This is a genomic window from Pseudomonas sp. NPDC089741 (genome assembly GCF_044748825.1).
In the GTDB taxonomy this organism is placed as follows: domain Bacteria; phylum Pseudomonadota; class Gammaproteobacteria; order Pseudomonadales; family Pseudomonadaceae; genus Aquipseudomonas; species Aquipseudomonas helmanticensis.
Map to the genome: position 1 here is coordinate 23,150 of NZ_JBIVGT010000024.1, position 15,329 is coordinate 38,478.

General features: G+C 58.1%; 12 protein-coding genes. 9 read left to right on the forward strand and 3 right to left on the reverse strand.

Features of this window, described 5'->3' with window-relative positions:
* Positions 1 to 83 precede the first annotated feature (83 nt).
* The 9 genes from ACIPZE_RS20385 to ACIPZE_RS20425 all read left to right on the forward strand — a co-directional run bounded on the left by ACIPZE_RS20385 (position 84) and on the right by ACIPZE_RS20425 (position 12,674).
* Complete coding sequence (locus ACIPZE_RS20385) at positions 84 to 1,685, forward strand: ABC transporter substrate-binding protein (protein ID WP_400774899.1); 1,602 nt, start codon at positions 84 to 86, stop codon at positions 1,683 to 1,685.
* Between the two features lie 260 nt (positions 1,686 to 1,945).
* Positions 1,946 to 3,571 (forward strand): ABC transporter substrate-binding protein, encoded by a 1,626-nt coding sequence (locus ACIPZE_RS20390; protein ID WP_400774902.1) that lies wholly within the window; start codon positions 1,946 to 1,948, stop codon positions 3,569 to 3,571.
* A 301-nt stretch (positions 3,572 to 3,872) separates the two neighbouring features.
* Positions 3,873 to 5,468, forward strand: coding sequence for an ABC transporter substrate-binding protein (locus tag ACIPZE_RS20395; protein ID WP_283437699.1), 1,596 nt, complete (start codon positions 3,873 to 3,875; stop codon positions 5,466 to 5,468).
* Between the two features lie 175 nt (positions 5,469 to 5,643).
* The gene (locus ACIPZE_RS20400) at positions 5,644 to 7,020 is read left to right on the forward strand and encodes an OprD family porin (protein ID WP_283437700.1); all 1,377 of its coding nucleotides are present in this window, start codon (positions 5,644 to 5,646) and stop codon (positions 7,018 to 7,020) included.
* A gap of 77 nt (positions 7,021 to 7,097) precedes the next feature.
* On the forward strand, positions 7,098 to 8,693 hold the full coding sequence (locus ACIPZE_RS20405; protein ID WP_400774905.1) for an ABC transporter substrate-binding protein: 1,596 nt from the start codon (positions 7,098 to 7,100) through the stop codon (positions 8,691 to 8,693).
* A 73-nt stretch (positions 8,694 to 8,766) separates the two neighbouring features.
* Positions 8,767 to 9,777, forward strand: coding sequence for an ABC transporter permease subunit (locus tag ACIPZE_RS20410; protein ID WP_075947650.1), 1,011 nt, complete (start codon positions 8,767 to 8,769; stop codon positions 9,775 to 9,777).
* 11 nt (positions 9,778 to 9,788) lie between these two features.
* Entirely contained in the window at positions 9,789 to 10,715 is a 927-nt protein-coding gene (locus tag ACIPZE_RS20415) for an ABC transporter permease subunit (protein ID WP_283437701.1), read from the forward strand.
* Between the two features lie 10 nt (positions 10,716 to 10,725).
* Positions 10,726 to 11,694: an ABC transporter ATP-binding protein gene (locus tag ACIPZE_RS20420; RefSeq protein WP_129389065.1), complete on the forward strand. Its 969-nt coding sequence runs from the start codon at positions 10,726 to 10,728 to the stop codon at positions 11,692 to 11,694.
* Positions 11,694 to 12,674: a peptide ABC transporter ATP-binding protein gene (locus ACIPZE_RS20425; RefSeq protein ID WP_129389062.1), complete on the forward strand. Its 981-nt coding sequence runs from the start codon at positions 11,694 to 11,696 to the stop codon at positions 12,672 to 12,674. The genes ACIPZE_RS20420 and ACIPZE_RS20425 overlap by 1 nt, the downstream gene beginning before the upstream one ends.
* Before the next feature lie 254 nt (positions 12,675 to 12,928).
* Here the strand turns inward: ACIPZE_RS20425 and ACIPZE_RS20430 are convergent, their stop codons facing one another.
* From ACIPZE_RS20430 to ACIPZE_RS20440, 3 genes are all read right to left on the reverse strand, one after another.
* The gene (locus tag ACIPZE_RS20430) at positions 12,929 to 13,333 is read right to left on the reverse strand and encodes a hypothetical protein (RefSeq protein ID WP_400774909.1); all 405 of its coding nucleotides are present in this window, start codon (positions 13,331 to 13,333) and stop codon (positions 12,929 to 12,931) included.
* A gap of 287 nt (positions 13,334 to 13,620) precedes the next feature.
* Positions 13,621 to 13,875 carry a hypothetical protein gene (locus ACIPZE_RS20435; RefSeq protein ID WP_164979406.1) on the reverse strand — a complete coding sequence of 85 codons (255 nt, stop codon included), beginning with the start codon at positions 13,873 to 13,875 and terminating at the stop codon, positions 13,621 to 13,623.
* 157 nt (positions 13,876 to 14,032) lie between these two features.
* A complete protein-coding gene (locus ACIPZE_RS20440) occupies positions 14,033 to 15,268 on the reverse strand; it encodes an MFS transporter (protein WP_400774912.1) in 1,236 nt (411 codons plus the stop codon).
* Positions 15,269 to 15,329 lie beyond the last annotated feature (61 nt).

Sequence of the window (15,329 nt, forward strand, 5' to 3'; positions counted from 1 at the left end):
AACAGGAAAAACGATATTTCCGAACACCCCCAAATCCCCGCTACCCTCAACCAACAACCACCTCCAAATCCTCCGGGGACTCCATGCCAAGATCCACCCTAAAACCGCTCTTGATCTCCCTCGCCCTAACAGCCATAGCCCCGCTGGCAAACGCCGCCACCACCCTGGTCTACTGCTCCGAAGCCAGCCCGGCAGGCTTCGACCCCAGCCAATACACCAGCGGCACCGACTTCGACGCCTCCGCCGAAACCGTCTTCAACCGCCTCACCCAATTCCAGCGCGGCGGCACCGACATCGAACCCGGCCTGGCGACAAAATGGGACGTCTCCCCGGATGGCCTGCAATACACCTTCAACCTGCGCCAAAACGTGAAATTCCACACCACCGAATACTTCACCCCGACCCGCGACTTCAACGCCGACGACGTCCTCTTCACCTTCCAGCGCCTGCTCGACCCGGAGAACGCCTTCCGCAAGGCCTACCCCGCCGAATCCCCGTATTTCACCGACATGGGCCTGAACACCACGATCAAATCGGTAGAAAAACTCGACGAGCAAACCGTGCGCTTCAACCTCAACAACGTCGACGCCGCGTTCGTGCAAAACCTCGCCATGAGCTTCGCCTCGGTGCAATCGGCCGAATACGCAGCGCAACTGTTGAAGGAAGGCAAAGCCGCCGACCTCAACCAGAAACCCGTTGGCACCGGCCCGTTCGTGTTCAAGCGCTACCAGAAGGACTCGCAGATCCGCTACGCCGCCAACACGGCCTACTGGAAACCCGAAGACGTCAAAATCGATAACCTGATCTTCTCGATTACCCCGGACGCCGCCGTGCGTCTGCAAAAACTCAAGGCCGGCGAATGCCAGGTCAGCGGCTACCCGCGCCCCGCCGACATCGAAGTAATGGAAAAAGACCCGAATCTGCGCGTGCTCAAGCAAGCCGGTTTCAACCTTGGTTTCCTCGCCTACAACACCACCCACGCGCCACTCGATCAGCTCAAGGTACGCCAGGCGCTGGACATGGCCATCGACAAACCGGCAATCATCAAAGCCGTCTACCAAAGTGCCGGCCAACTGGCGCAGAACGCCCTGCCGCCGGCGCAATGGTCGTATGACCCGAATATCAAGGACGCCCCTTACGATCCGGTCAAAGCGCGGGTGCTACTTAAAGAAGCAGGGGTTGCACCGGGTACAACCATCAACCTCTGGGCGATGACAGTGCAGCGCGCTTCGAACCCGAATGCGCGGATGTCGGCGCAGATGATCCAGCAGGATTGGGAGAAAATCGGCATCAAGGCCAACATCGTCAGCTATGAATGGGGCGAGTACATCAAGCGCGCCAAAAATGGCGAACACGACGCCATGATCTATGGTTGGACAGGCGACAACGGCGACCCGGACAACTGGCTTGGCGTGCTCTACAGCTGCGCGGCGGTCAAAGGCAGCAACTACGCCAAGTGGTGCGACCCGGCGTACGACAAGCTGGTGCAACAGGCCAAGGTCTCCACCGACAAGACGCAGCGGGTGAAACTCTATCAACAGGCCCAGCTGATTCTTAAACAGCAAGTGCCGATCACCCCGATCGCCAACTCCACGGTGTTCCAGCCGCTGCGCAAGGAAGTCACTGACTTCCGGATCAGCCCGTTTGGTCTGACGCCCTTCTACGGCGTCGGTATAAATAAGTAACACCGAGCCCCAAGGCGGCGCGCACAACGTGACCGGCGCACCGTTTTGGGGCTTCGTTTGCACCGTAAAAATCACTCGCAAACGGTCAAATGCGTCAAAAGTTATACAGATGCGACATTAAGGTACGTACGTGCCACCGTTTAACGCTCGCTCACACTCTGGATCTTGCAATGGGTATGGCCCCTGCATAAGTATCCGCAGGCACGACTCACGAGGTCGTACCTCACAACTAAAAAATGACAACAAATCATGAGGCCAACATGCTTAAACACGCGGTCATTCCGTTTCTAGTCGGCGCAGGCTTGTTAGCCTCCGCACCTTTCGCATCCGCTGCGACTAACCTGGTGTTCTGCTCTGAAGGCAGCCCGGCCGGTTTCGACCCGGGCCAGTACACCACCGGAACCGACTTCGACGCCTCAGCTGAAACCATGTTCAACCGTCTGACCCAGTTCGAGCGCGGCGGCACCGCCGTGATTCCTGGTCTGGCGACCAAGTGGGACATTTCCGACGATGGCCTGACGTATACCTTCCATCTGCGCGAAGGCGTCAAGTTTCACACCACCCCGTATTTCAAGCCGACTCGTGAGTTCAACGCCGACGACGTACTGTTCACCTTCAATCGCATGATTAACAAGGATGACCCGTTCCGTAAGGCGTACCCGACCGAATTCCCGTACTTCACCTACATGGGGATGGACACCAACATCACCAAGATCGATAAAGTCGACGACCACACCGTCAAGTTCACCCTGAAAGAAGTCGACGCCGCGTTCATCCAGAACATGGCCATGAGCTTCGCCTCGGTGCAGTCCGCCGAGTACGCGGCCCAGCTGCTCAAGGAAGGCAAGGCTGCCGACATCAACCAGAAGCCGATCGGCACTGGTCCTTTCGTGTTCAAGAGCTACCAGAAAGACTCGAACATCCGTTACACCGGCAACAAGGACTACTGGAAGCCTGAAGACGTCAAGATCGACAACCTGATCTTCGCCATCACCACCGACCCGTCGGTACGTATTCAGAAGCTGAAAAAGAACGAGTGCCAGGTCACCCTGTTCCCGCGTCCGGCCGACCTGAAGGCGCTGAAAGAAGACAAGACCCTGAAGATGCCTGACCAGGCTGGCTTCAACCTCGGCTACATCGCCTACAACGTGATGGACAAGGTCAAGGGCAGCAACGAGGCCAACCCGCTGGCTGACCTGCGCGTCCGCCAGGCGCTGGACATGGCGGTGAACAAGCCACAAATCATCGACTCGGTTTATCAGGGCGCAGGCCAGTTGGCCGTCAACGCCATGCCGCCGACGCAGTGGTCTTACGACACCACCATCAAAGACGCCAAGTACGATCCTGAGAAAGCCAAACAGCTGCTCAAGGAAGCCGGCGTCAAGGAAGGTACCGAGATCGTGCTGTGGGCGATGCCGGTTCAGCGTCCATACAACCCGAACGCCAAACTGATGGCCGAAATGCTCCAGTCCGACTGGGCCAAGATCGGCTTGAAAGTGAAGATCACCAGCTACGAGTGGGGCGAGTACATCAAACGCTCCAAAGGTGGCGAGAACCAGGCCATGATCATTGGCTGGAGCGGTGACAATGGTGATCCGGACAACTGGCTGAACGTGCTGTTCGGCTGCGACTCGCTCAGCGGCAACAACTTCTCCAAGTGGTGCGACAAGAAGTTCGACGGCCTCGTCAAGGAAGCCAAGCGCACAACCGACCAAGGTAAGCGCACCGAACTGTACAAAGAGGCACAACACGTCCTCAAAGATGCAGTCCCGATGACACCTATCGCTCACTCGACGGTGTATCAACCCATGCGCGCCAACGTGCAGGATTTCAAGATCAGCCCATTCGGCTTGAACTCCTTCTACGGCGTCAGCGTCAGCAAATAAGGCACGGCAACGGCGACGTTTTTGACGTCGCCGTTGCCTTACCTGCCGGGAAGTCAGGAAATTTCCTTCAGCCAATGCCATTGCAGGTAACTGCAGCGGTATAGGCGTGTCGACTTTTCCTACGCAGTTTCAGGCAATTACGCATTTACTGCCGGTCCCGCGGAACTTACCGTCGGGTTCTGACCAGTTTCTGCGTGGGCCACCGGTTTGCCGTACGTATTGGATTGAGCTCAATGCGACCACAACGTCCAGGGATGAGACGCGGCGCATTGCACAACACTAAAAAATAAGAGGGAGCGTCATGCGCCATACCTTGGTTTTTTCCGCATTGCTGGGCGCCGGCCTGTTGGCTTCGTCCGCCAGTTTCGCCGCCAGTAAAAGCCTGGTGTTCTGCTCCGAAGGCAGCCCGGCGGGTTTTGATACCGCGCAGTACACGACAGCGACCGATAACGACGCCGCCGAACCGATCTATAACCGTCTGGTCGAGTTCGAAAAAGGCGAAACCAATGTAGTACCGGGTCTGGCCACCAAGTGGGACATTTCCGAGGATGGTCTCAAGTACACCTTTCACCTGCGTGAAGGTGTGAAATTTCATACAACGCCGTACTTCAAGCCGAGTCGCGATTTCAACGCCGACGACGTGTTGTTCACGTTTAACCGCATGCTTGATGCACAGCAGCCATTCCGAAAGGCTTATCCCACCGAGTTCCCGTATTTCAACGGGATGAGCCTAAACAAGAACATCGCCAAGGTCGAAAAGACCGGGCCGCTGACCGTGGAGTTCACGCTCAACAGCGTCGACGCCGCGTTCATCCAGAACCTCGCCATGAGCTTCGCCGCCATCCTGTCCGCCGAATACGCCGACAAATTGCTGGCCGATGGCAAGCCGAGCGATATCAATCAGAAGCCGATCGGCACCGGGCCGTTCGTGTTCAAGAGCTATCAGAAAGACTCGAACATCCGCTTCACCGGTAACAAGCATTACTGGGATCCGAGCCGGGTCAAACTCGACAACCTGATCTTCGCGATCAACACCGATGCCTCGGTCCGCGTGCAGAAACTCAAGGCCAATGAGTGCCAGATCACGCTGCACCCGCGTCCGGCCGACGTTGAAGCGCTGAAAAGCGATCCGAAGCTGCAACTGATCTCCAAGCCGGGTTTCAACCTCGGTTACATCGCCTACAACGTGCGCCACAAACCTTTCGACCAGCTCGAAGTGCGTCAGGCGCTGGACATGGCGGTGAATAAACAAGGGATTCTCAACGCCGTTTACCAAGGCGCCGGGCAACTGGCCGTCAACGCCATGCCGCCGACCCAGTGGTCCTATGACGACAGCATCAAAGATGCTGCCTATAACCCGGAAAAAGCCAAAGAGCTGCTCAAGGCTGCGGGGGTCAAGGAAGGCACCGAAATCACTCTGTGGGCGATGCCGGTGCAGCGTCCGTACAACCCGAACGCCAAGCTGATGGCCGAAATGCTCCAGGCAGACTGGGCCAAGATCGGTCTGAAGGTGAAAATCGTCAGCTATGAATGGGGCGAGTACATCAAGCGCACCAAGAATGGCGAGCACGACATCAGCCTGATCGGCTGGACCGGTGACAACGGTGACCCGGACAACTGGCTCGGCACGCTGTACAGCTGCGACGCCATCGGCGGCAACAACTACTCCATGTGGTGCGATCCGGCTTACGACAAGCTGATCAAAGAGGCCAAGGTCGTCACCGACCGCGACCAGCGCACCGTGCTCTATAAACAGGCCCAGCAATTGCTTAAACAGCAAGTGCCGATCACGCCTGTCGCCCACTCGACCGTCAACCAGCCACTGAGCACCAGGATCGAAGGGTTCAAGGTCAGCCCGTTCGGTCGCAACGTGTTCTCGGGTGTCAGTATCGATTAACCCAACCGATTAGCCGCAACGCTGAGGGGCGCTGTCTAGCCCCTCACGCAAGCGCTTTGCCGAAATTCGCCAGTCCGGCCTTTAGCAAACGTTTGCGATGTGTGAATGAGTTCTAAACCAATAACCGGCATACCAAAAAAAGCCGGCATAAAAAGAAAGTAAAGGAGCTTCACCCATGAAACTGAGCAGCACCGCGATACTGGCCCTGGCCATCAGCAGCATCACCGCCGGAGCCCACGCTGAAAGCGTCAGCCAGGAATTCGTCCCGACTCAACTGGCCAGCACCAGCGCCCAGTCCGAAGCCAAAGGCTTCATCGACGGTCAAAGCCTGTCGGGTTCGACCCGTAACTGGTACGCCAACGAAGACAAACAGCGCGGCGGTACCTTCAAATACGAGCGCCATGGCGAAACCCTGACCGGTTCGCGCCGGATCAACTGGGTTCAGGGCACCATCCTCAACTACACCTCGGGCTTCACCGAGGGCACCGTGGGGATCAGCACCGAAGTTGCGGCTTACAACGCCATCGCACTGGATCGCAGCCGCGAAGACATCAAGGGCGGTTCCAACCGTACCCTCGCCCACTCCAACGGTGACGCCGTCGACCAGTGGAGCAAACTCGGCCTGGCCAACGTCAAGGCACGTATCTCCAACACCACCCTGACCGCCGGCCGCATGAACTTCAGCAGCCCGATCGTCGACGTCATCGGCAACCGTCCGCTGCCTTCGAGCTTTGAAGGTGTGGCGATCCACAGTGAAGAATTCGACAACCTGTCGTTCGACCTCGCCACCTTCGACCGCGTGTCGCCACGTACCGAACAGAGCCTGTCGAAATTCCGCACGGAATACAGCAACACCGGTGTCGAAACCGATCACGTCAACACTGCCGGCGTGAACTATCAGCCGCTCAAGAGCCTGAAAACCAGCCTCTACGCGACCCAGGCTGAAGACTTCTGGAACCAGTACTACTTCGGCGCGACTCACGAACTGGGCGACAGCTCGGTGCTGAGCCTGACCACCGGCCTGAACTACTACAAGACCGTCGACGAAGGCAAAAAGTTGATGGGTAACATCGACAACGACACCTACTCGCTGTCGTTCGGTCTGACTCACCAGGCACACACCCTGACCTTCTCGTATCAGGAAGTGAACGGTAACGAGTACTTCGACTACCTGCACGAAACCAACGGCATCTACCTGGCCAACTCCCTGCTGTCCGACTTCAACGGACCGAACGAGAAATCCTTCCAGATCGCCTACGGCATCAACATGGCCGAATACGGTATCCCGGGCCTGAAGTTCAACGCCTACACCGCTCGCGGCTGGGGCATCGACGGTACTCACTACGTCGGCACCGCATACGACGTACGCAACATGGACGGCGAACATCACTACGAATACGGCATCGGTACTTCGTACGCCGTGCAGAGTGGTCCACTCAAGGCCACCACTGTTCGCGCGACCTACACCACTCACCGTGCCAGCGAAAACCAGGCTGACGGCAGCATCAACGAGTTCCGTCTCGTGACCACGATTCCATTCAACATTCTGTAAAAACTCCAACCGTCGGCTGACTCATGAGGAGTCGGCCGTACGGTTTTTTGTCTTCAACCGATTGCAGAGGGTTATCGATGAAAATGCTTCCCCTACGTGCGGCCATCGCGGCTGCGTTGCTGAGTGTCGCTGTTGGCGTCTCGGCCAAACCCTTGGTGGTCTGCACCGAAGCCAGTCCGGAAGGCTTCGATATGGTCCAGTACACGACTGCAGTCACTGCCGATGCGGTGGCCGAAACCATCTTCAACCGCCTTGCGGACTTCAAGCCCGGTACTACTGAAGTGATCCCGGCACTCGCCGAGTCGTGGGACATCAGTGAAGACGGCCTGAACTACACGTTCCACCTGCGCAAAGGCGTCAAGTTTCACACCACCGAATATTTCAAGCCGACCCGCGACATGAACGCCGACGACGTGGTCTGGAGCTTCCAGCGTCAGCTGGACCCGCATCACCCGTGGCACAAACTGTCGAGCGTGGGCTTCCCGTACTTTGAAAGAATGGGCTTCAAGGAACTGCTCAAAAGCGTAGAAAAAGTCGACGACAACACGGTCAAGTTCACCCTGACCCGCCGCGAAGCGCCGTTCCTGGCCGACATCGCGATGGCGTTCTCCTCGATCTACCCGGCCGAATACGCCGACCAGTTGCTCAAGGCCAACAAGACCAGCGACCTCAACAACAAGCCTGTCGGCACCGGCCCGTTCATCTTCCAGCGTTATGCCAAAGACGCCCAGGTACGCTTCAAGGCCAACCCGGACTATTTCCGTGGCAAGCCGCCGGCTGACGCGTTGATCCTGGCCATCGCCACCGACAACAACGTGCGCCTGCAAAAGCTCAAGGCCAACGAGTGCCAGGTCGCGCTGTATCCGAAACCGGATGACATCCCGAGCATCAAGAAAGACAGCAACCTGAAAGTCGACGAACTGGACGCGATGACCGTGTCCTACATCGCCATGAACACCCAGCACAAATACATGAGTGACGTGCGCGTACGTAAGGCGATCGATATCGCCTTCGACAAGGAAGCCTACGTCAACGCCCTGTTCGGCAAAGGCAACGCTTCGGTCGCGGTCAACCCGTACCCGCCGACGCTGCTGGGCTACAACCACGACCTGAAGAACCCGCCACGTGACCTCGACAAGGCCCGCGCCCTGCTCAAGGAAGCCGGGGTTCCGGACGGCACCGTGTTTACCCTGTTCACCCGTAACGGCGGCGGTCCGACCAACCCGAACCCGATGCTCGGTGCGCAAATGATGCAGGCTGACCTGGCGAAAGTCGGGATCAAGATCGACATCCGCGTGATGGAATGGGGCGAGATGCTCAAACGCGCCAAGAACGGCGAGCACGACATGGTGTCTGCCGGATGGGCGGGCGACAACGGCGACCCGGATAACTTCCTGACGCCTATGCTCAGTTGTGAAGCGGCCAAGAACGGCGAAAACTACGCACGCTGGTGCAACGAGAAATTCCAGACGCTGCTGGATGAAGCACGGGCTAAAGTAGATCCGGCCGAACGCGCCGCGCTCTACGAACAGGCTCAGGTACTGTTTAATCAGGATCAGCCATGGATCAGCATGGCTCACACCAGGATGTTCACTGCAATGCGCAACAACGTAGAGGGCTATCACATCAGCCCTCTCACCACTAATAACTTCGCCACCACCCAGGTGAAGTAGATAAGAAACTCCCGGCGTCCCTGACTCCAGAGACGCCGGGCACGCCTAACCGGCTGATGAGGTACCACACAAGATGTTTAGTTTTATTGCCCGCCGACTGGGGTTGTTGATCCCCACGTTTTTCGGCATCACCTTGCTGACCTTCGCGTTGATTCGCATGATCCCTGGCGACCCCGTGGAAGTGATGATGGGCGAACGTCGGGTCGACCCCGAAATGCACGCTCAGGCAATGGAACGCCTAGGTCTGAACAAGCCGCTGTATGCCCAGTATCTGGACTACATCGGCAAACTGGCCCACGGCGATCTCGGCGAATCCCTGCGTACGCGTGAGAGCGTATGGACCGAGTTCACCTCCCTATTCCCGGCGACCCTGGAACTGTCCATGGCCGCCCTGCTGTTCGCCGGCATTCTCGGGCTTCTGGCCGGGGTGATTGCGGCACTCAAGCGAGGATCCCTGTTCGACCACGGGGTGATGGGCATCTCCCTCGCGGGGTATTCGATGCCGATCTTCTGGTGGGGCCTGATCCTGATCATGTTCTTCTCGGTGAGCTTGGGCTGGACCCCGGTTTCCGGACGGATCGACCTGCTCTACGACATCGAGCCGCGCACCGGTTTCATGTTGATCGATACGTTGCTGGCCGATGACGTCGGTGCGTTCTTCGACGCCCTGCATCACCTGATCCTGCCAGCCATCGTGCTCGGCACCATCCCGCTGGCGGTAATCGCGCGGATGACCCGTTCGTCGATGCTCGAAGTATTGCGCGAAGACTACATCCGTACCGCCAGGGCCAAAGGCCTGTCGCCGTCGCGCGTGGTGTTCGTTCACGGTCTGCGTAACGCGCTGATTCCGGTCCTCACCGTGGTCGGTCTGCAAGTCGGCACTTTGCTCGCCGGTGCGGTTCTGACCGAAACCATTTTCTCCTGGCCCGGCATCGGTAAATGGCTGATCGAAGCCATCGGCGCCCGGGACTATCCGGTTGTGCAAAACGGCATCCTGTTAATCGCCTGCCTGGTGATTCTGGTCAACTTCGTAGTGGACATCCTCTACGGCTTTGCCAACCCACGCATCCGTCATCAGCGCTGAGGTCCAATTCAATGAGCACTCCAACTTCCTCAGTAGCGACTTCCGCCTCCAACGCGGATCAAAGCCTGCTGTATCCGTCGCCGTACAAAGAGTTCTGGCAAGCCTTCTCGAAGAACAAGGGCGCGGTTGCCGGCCTGCTGTTCATGTTGCTGGTGATTTTCTGCGCGCTGTTCGCGCCATGGGTCGCCCCGCACAACCCGAGCGAGCAATACCGCGACTTCCTGCTGACGCCACCGGCGTGGCTTGAAGGCGGGCAGATGCAGTTCCTGCTCGGTACCGATGAATTGGGTCGTGACCTGCTGTCGCGCCTGATCCAGGGTTCGCGCCTGTCGCTGCTGATCGGCTTGTCGTCGGTAGTGATGTCGCTGATTCCGGGGATCCTTCTGGGTCTGTTCGCCGGCTTCTTCCCGAAGATGATCGGCCCGACCATCATGCGGCTGATGGACATCATGCTGGCCCTGCCGTCGCTGCTGCTGGCGGTGGCGATTGTCGCCATCCTCGGCCCTGGCCTGATCAACACCGTGATCGCCATTGCCGTGGTGTCCTTGCCGTCCTACGTGCGTCTGACCCGTGCCGCCGTGATGGGCGAACTGAACCGCGACTACGTAACCGCCGCGCGCCTGGCCGGTGCCGGTCTGCCGCGCCTGATGTTCATCACCGTGCTGCCCAACTGCATGGCGCCGCTGATCGTGCAGGCAACCCTGAGTTTCTCCTCGGCGATTCTCGATGCTGCCGCACTGGGCTTCCTCGGCCTTGGCGTACAACCGCCAACCCCTGAGTGGGGCACCATGCTGGCCTCGGCCCGCGACTACATCGAACGTGCCTGGTGGGTAGTCAGTCTGCCTGGTTTGACCATTTTGCTCAGCGTGCTGGCAATCAACTTGATGGGCGACGGTCTGCGCGATGCGCTGGACCCGAAACTCAAGAACGCCGCCTGAGGAGATTCCCATGTCACTGCTAGAAATCAAGAATCTCAACGTTCGCTTCGGCGACAAGACCGCGACCCCGGTGGTCGACGGCCTCGATCTGAAAGTCGACAAAGGCGAAGTGCTGGCCATCGTTGGCGAATCGGGCTCGGGCAAATCCGTGACCATGATGGCCCTGATGGGCCTTATCGAGCATCCGGGCATCGTCACCGCCGACTCACTCAACTTTGACGGCAAAGACATGCTCAAGCTGAGCAACCGTCAGCGTCGGCAAATCGTCGGCAAAGATCTGTCGATGGTCTTCCAGGATCCGATGACCGCGCTGAACCCGAGCTACACCGTCGGTTTCCAGATCGAAGAAGTGCTGCGCCTGCACCTGAAAATGTCCGGCAAGCAAGCGCGCAAACGTGCGATCGAGCTGCTGGAAAAAGTCGAAATTCCCGGCGCCGCCAGCCGTATGGACGCCTACCCGCATCAACTCTCCGGCGGTATGAGCCAGCGCGTTGCGATCGCCATGGCGATTGCCGGCGAGCCGAAACTGCTGATCGCCGACGAACCGACCACGGCGCTCGACGTGACGATTCAGGCACAGATCATGGATCTGCTGCTGGCGTTGCAGAAAGAACAGAACATGGGCCTGGTGCTGATCACTCACGACCTCGCAGTCGTGGCGGAAACCGCCCAGCGCGTCTGCGTGATGTACGCGGGCCAGGCCGTTGAAGTCGGTCAGGTGCCGCAACTGTTCGACATCCCGGCGCATCCGTACAGCGAAGCGCTGCTCAAGGCGATTCCCGAGCACAGCCTCGGCGCCTCACGCCTGTCGACGTTGCCGGGCATCGTCCCGGGCCGTTACGACCGTCCGCAGGGTTGCCTGCTGTCGCCGCGCTGCCCGTACGTGCAGGACAGCTGCCGCGCCCAGCGTCCAGGCCTTGATCCGAAAGCCCACAGCCTCGCCCGCTGCTTCTACCCGCTGAACCAGGAGGTGGCGTAATGGCCGTCGTACTTACCGCCCGCGACCTCACCCGTCACTACGAAGTCTCCCGTGGCCTGTTCAAGGGCCATGCGACCGTGCGCGCCCTCAACGGTGTGTCGTTCGAACTGGAAGCCGGCAAGACCCTCGCGGTTGTTGGCGAATCGGGCTGCGGCAAATCCACGCTGGCCCGTGCGTTGACGCTGATTGAAGAACCTTCTTCCGGTTCGCTGAAAATCGCTGGCCAGGAAGTGACTGGCGCTGACAAGTCCCAGCGCAAGCAATTGCGCAAAGACGTGCAGATGGTTTTTCAAAGCCCGTACGCCTCATTGAACCCACGGCAGAAAGTCGGTGACCAGCTCGGCGAACCTTTGCTGATCAACACCAACCTGTCCGCTGCCGAACGTCGCGAGAAAGTCCAGGCGATGATGAAGCAGGTCGGCTTGCGCCCTGAACACTACCAGCGTTATCCGCACATGTTCTCCGGCGGTCAGCGCCAGCGTATCGCCCTGGCCCGGGCGATGATGTTGCAACCGAAGGTGCTGGTGGCGGACGAACCGACCTCGGCGCTCGACGTGTCGATTCAGGCGCAGGTGTTGAACCTGTTCATGGATCTGCAGCAGGAGTTCAACACCGCTTACGTGTTCATTTCGCACAACCTTGCGGTGGTGCAACACGTGGCCGATGACGTGATGGTGATGTACCTCGGTCGCCCGGTGGAAATGGGGCCGAAGAACGATATCTACGAGCGTCCGCTGCACCCGTACACCCAGGCGCTGTTGTCGGCGACCCCGACCATTCACCCGGACCCGAACAAGCCGAAAATCAAGATTGTCGGCGAACTGCCTAACCCGCTGAACCCGCCATCGGGCTGTGCTTTCCACAAGCGCTGCCCGTATGCGACCGAGCGTTGCAGCACGGAAGAGCCGGCCTTGCGCCTGCTTGACCGTCGCCAGGTGGCTTGCCACTACGCCGAGCAGTTCCTCGACGGCGCCGCGTAAGCTACAAAACCTGTAGCAGCTGTCGAGTAGCTATAAAACCTGTAGGAGCTGTCGAGTGCAACGAGGCTGCGATCTTTTGATTTTCAGAATCAAGAGCAAAAGATCGCAGCGTGCCGCAGCTCCTACAGGGATCGTGTTTATCCGCAAATGATGTGTTAACCCAACCCCTTCCACTTCGATTGCGCATCAGTCGAGGCAGAAGGGGTTTTCTTTTGCCTGCAAATTACGAAACTGCTGCAGACCGCCGCGGTATTTCATGACAATTGGTTGATGCCTTGAAAAGCCCCGTCACCACTCAAAATCTTCAATACGTCGTTATTGTCTGAAGCTGTAAAATTGAAACTGAAAAGGACAGTTTTTTCTTTCAGGTCAAAAGTCGTGAGTTTGACGCTCCCACTCTTTACCTTAAATTGTCCGTGCTGGTTTTTGTAATAGGCGCTGTTTTGATTTGACCCATCAACTTTATAATCGACGCCCTGCTCAATTGCATGCTCCTCTGCGATATGTATTTTCAACTCCAGACCTTCATCCCCCCAACTTTGAAGAACAAGAGACCTCGGACTATGCATATCACAACGCACTATTTCAGAAACAAACCCCTTGTCCCCGCTTACTTTGACTTTAAACTTACCCGTCGTAACATTCTGTTGCGCAGTCATGGCTAGCTCCTCTCTGTTTAATTTAAAAGCCATAAAATTAAACCATCGCCAAGACGAGTCAGCCACTGTCACTTCTGACAGGTACCACCGATCAAATTGAACTGAATATATTAATTAGCCTTGTAAAAAAGCATATGAACCAGAAACAAGCCTTACGATAGAATCAGTAGATATCAAGGTACCGGTAAAACCTGGCCTCTGCGTGTGATTCCACATCCACAAATAACAACCCCTTCCACTGCTGGTGAATCAATCGCAGCAGAGGGGTTTTTTCTTTTGCCTGCGATCTACGTCTGGCTATCGCCGTCGTCATCGTCAGTGTCCGGCTCGTCCGTGGTCGAGTCATCATCATCCTTGCTGCCGCCCTGATCCTGATCGCCCGGTTCGGACTCGGACTTGGCCAGCACGATCACACCGCCGTGACCATGTGGCGCATTAAAACCCTGCGCTGGACCGGCAGTACTCGCCCAGGCTGCAGACGTACCGAGTGACAGCATCACCAAAACCTTCAGCAACAGCACAATGCGTTGAAAAATGCTCATAGCCATTTCCATCCTTTCGTGATTGAAGCCTGGAGTGCCGATCCGGCGCTGAATGAAATCTAGTTCCGATCAGCCGGGTTCACCAGATAGGACGCTAATGAGCGCGGGTAAATGCCCCGGTTTGGCAGATCACTTGTGAATAACCGCTATAACCGAATCAGCTAAGTGAAGGCCTTCCTTTGCGGGTATCGAGCGCCTTGGCTTGGACAGATGAACGGGTCGCCAGATAGATCAGCGGCAACGTCATCAGCGCCAGCGTCGCACTGGCAAACCACACGCTGTGCCCGCCGAAGCGCCCATACAGCTGACCACTCAGCACCGGCGACAAGAGTGCGCTCGCGCTCCAGCTCATAAAGAACAGGCCAAAATATTGGCCGCTTTTACCGCCCTGCGCATGCTGCATGACCAGCACATTCATCGGCGGCATGAAAAAAGCTTCACCCAGTGTCCAGATCACCGTCGACAGACAGACGTAAAGCAAACCGGAGCCAAACGGCAGCATTGCCAAGCCGATCGCCAGCAGCACACAACCTGCCAGCAGTTGCCGCCGTGCGCCCCAGCGCTCGCCCCAGTGCGTCAGTGGAATTTGCAGCGCCACCACCAGCATCGCATTGAGCCCGAACTGCCAACCGATGGCTTCGGTGCTCAGGTGATAGTAGTCGCGCAGGTAGTTGCCCAGCGTGCTGTAGACCGTGTCGAAAGCCATCCCGAGCAACACCGCCGCCGCCAGTAGCCAGAGAAACGCGGTGTCACGTAACGGCGCTCCAGTGCCTGTGCCCGCCTCGGCTACCTCGTCAGATTTCAGCACGGGCCGGCGCCAGGTGGTGCGCACAAACCAGAGCAACGCCAGCAGCGTCATCGCCGCACTGGCAAAAAACACCCAGCGAAAATCCGTCTGCGCCAACACCCCGCCGGCAATACCGGCGGCAGCCATGCCGAGGTTCCGCGCCACCCGGCTCAGAGCCTGAGCGCGGGGGCGCTGCGCAGGCTCGCAATACTCCATGATCAAGCGCTGGTGCAACGTACGAATCGCGCCATCGACGGTGCCGCTAAGCAACAGCAACCCGGCCAAGAGCGGCACCTGCGTCACCAGCCCGAGGAGGATCAGCACCCACATCGAAACGAAGAACAATGCCGCCGTCAGCCGCGCGGTGCGCACATGATCACTGAGCCAGCCACCGAGCATCGAGCCGATCAGCAAACCGGCGCCATACGTCGCCAGCAACCAGCCAACCGTCTCGATCGCCAGCCCCAGCTCCTGACGCAGATACAACGCCATGAACAGCTTGACCATGCTGCTCAGGCGATTGATGAACAGCAACGCGGCGAGCACCCAGGCCATCAGGCTGAAATAGCCGTCGAGACGTAGCAGGTGAATCAATCGACCCGTCATTCCGTTGACCTCTGAAAGCGGCTGGCGTGGAACCGGAACACTAACGGTCAACACTGCCGTT

Excerpts from the sequence above, each read along its gene's own strand:
- ACIPZE_RS20385 (WP_400774899.1), top strand. The coding sequence starts at position 84 with ATGCCAAGATCCACCCTAAAACCGCTCTTGATCTCCCTCGCCCTAACA.
- ACIPZE_RS20390 (WP_400774902.1), top strand. The coding sequence starts at position 1,946 with ATGCTTAAACACGCGGTCATTCCGTTTCTAGTCGGCGCAGGCTTGTTA.
- ACIPZE_RS20395 (WP_283437699.1), top strand. The coding sequence starts at position 3,873 with ATGCGCCATACCTTGGTTTTTTCCGCATTGCTGGGCGCCGGCCTGTTG.
- ACIPZE_RS20400 (WP_283437700.1), top strand. The coding sequence starts at position 5,644 with ATGAAACTGAGCAGCACCGCGATACTGGCCCTGGCCATCAGCAGCATC.
- ACIPZE_RS20405 (WP_400774905.1), top strand. The coding sequence starts at position 7,098 with ATGAAAATGCTTCCCCTACGTGCGGCCATCGCGGCTGCGTTGCTGAGT.
- ACIPZE_RS20410 (WP_075947650.1), top strand. The coding sequence starts at position 8,767 with ATGTTTAGTTTTATTGCCCGCCGACTGGGGTTGTTGATCCCCACGTTT.
- ACIPZE_RS20415 (WP_283437701.1), top strand. The coding sequence starts at position 9,789 with ATGAGCACTCCAACTTCCTCAGTAGCGACTTCCGCCTCCAACGCGGAT.
- ACIPZE_RS20420 (WP_129389065.1), top strand. The coding sequence starts at position 10,726 with ATGTCACTGCTAGAAATCAAGAATCTCAACGTTCGCTTCGGCGACAAG.
- ACIPZE_RS20425 (WP_129389062.1), top strand. The coding sequence starts at position 11,694 with ATGGCCGTCGTACTTACCGCCCGCGACCTCACCCGTCACTACGAAGTC.
- ACIPZE_RS20430 (WP_400774909.1), bottom strand. The coding sequence starts at position 13,333 with ATGACTGCGCAACAGAATGTTACGACGGGTAAGTTTAAAGTCAAAGTA.
- ACIPZE_RS20435 (WP_164979406.1), bottom strand. The coding sequence starts at position 13,875 with ATGAGCATTTTTCAACGCATTGTGCTGTTGCTGAAGGTTTTGGTGATG.
- ACIPZE_RS20440 (WP_400774912.1), bottom strand. The coding sequence starts at position 15,268 with ATGACGGGTCGATTGATTCACCTGCTACGTCTCGACGGCTATTTCAGC.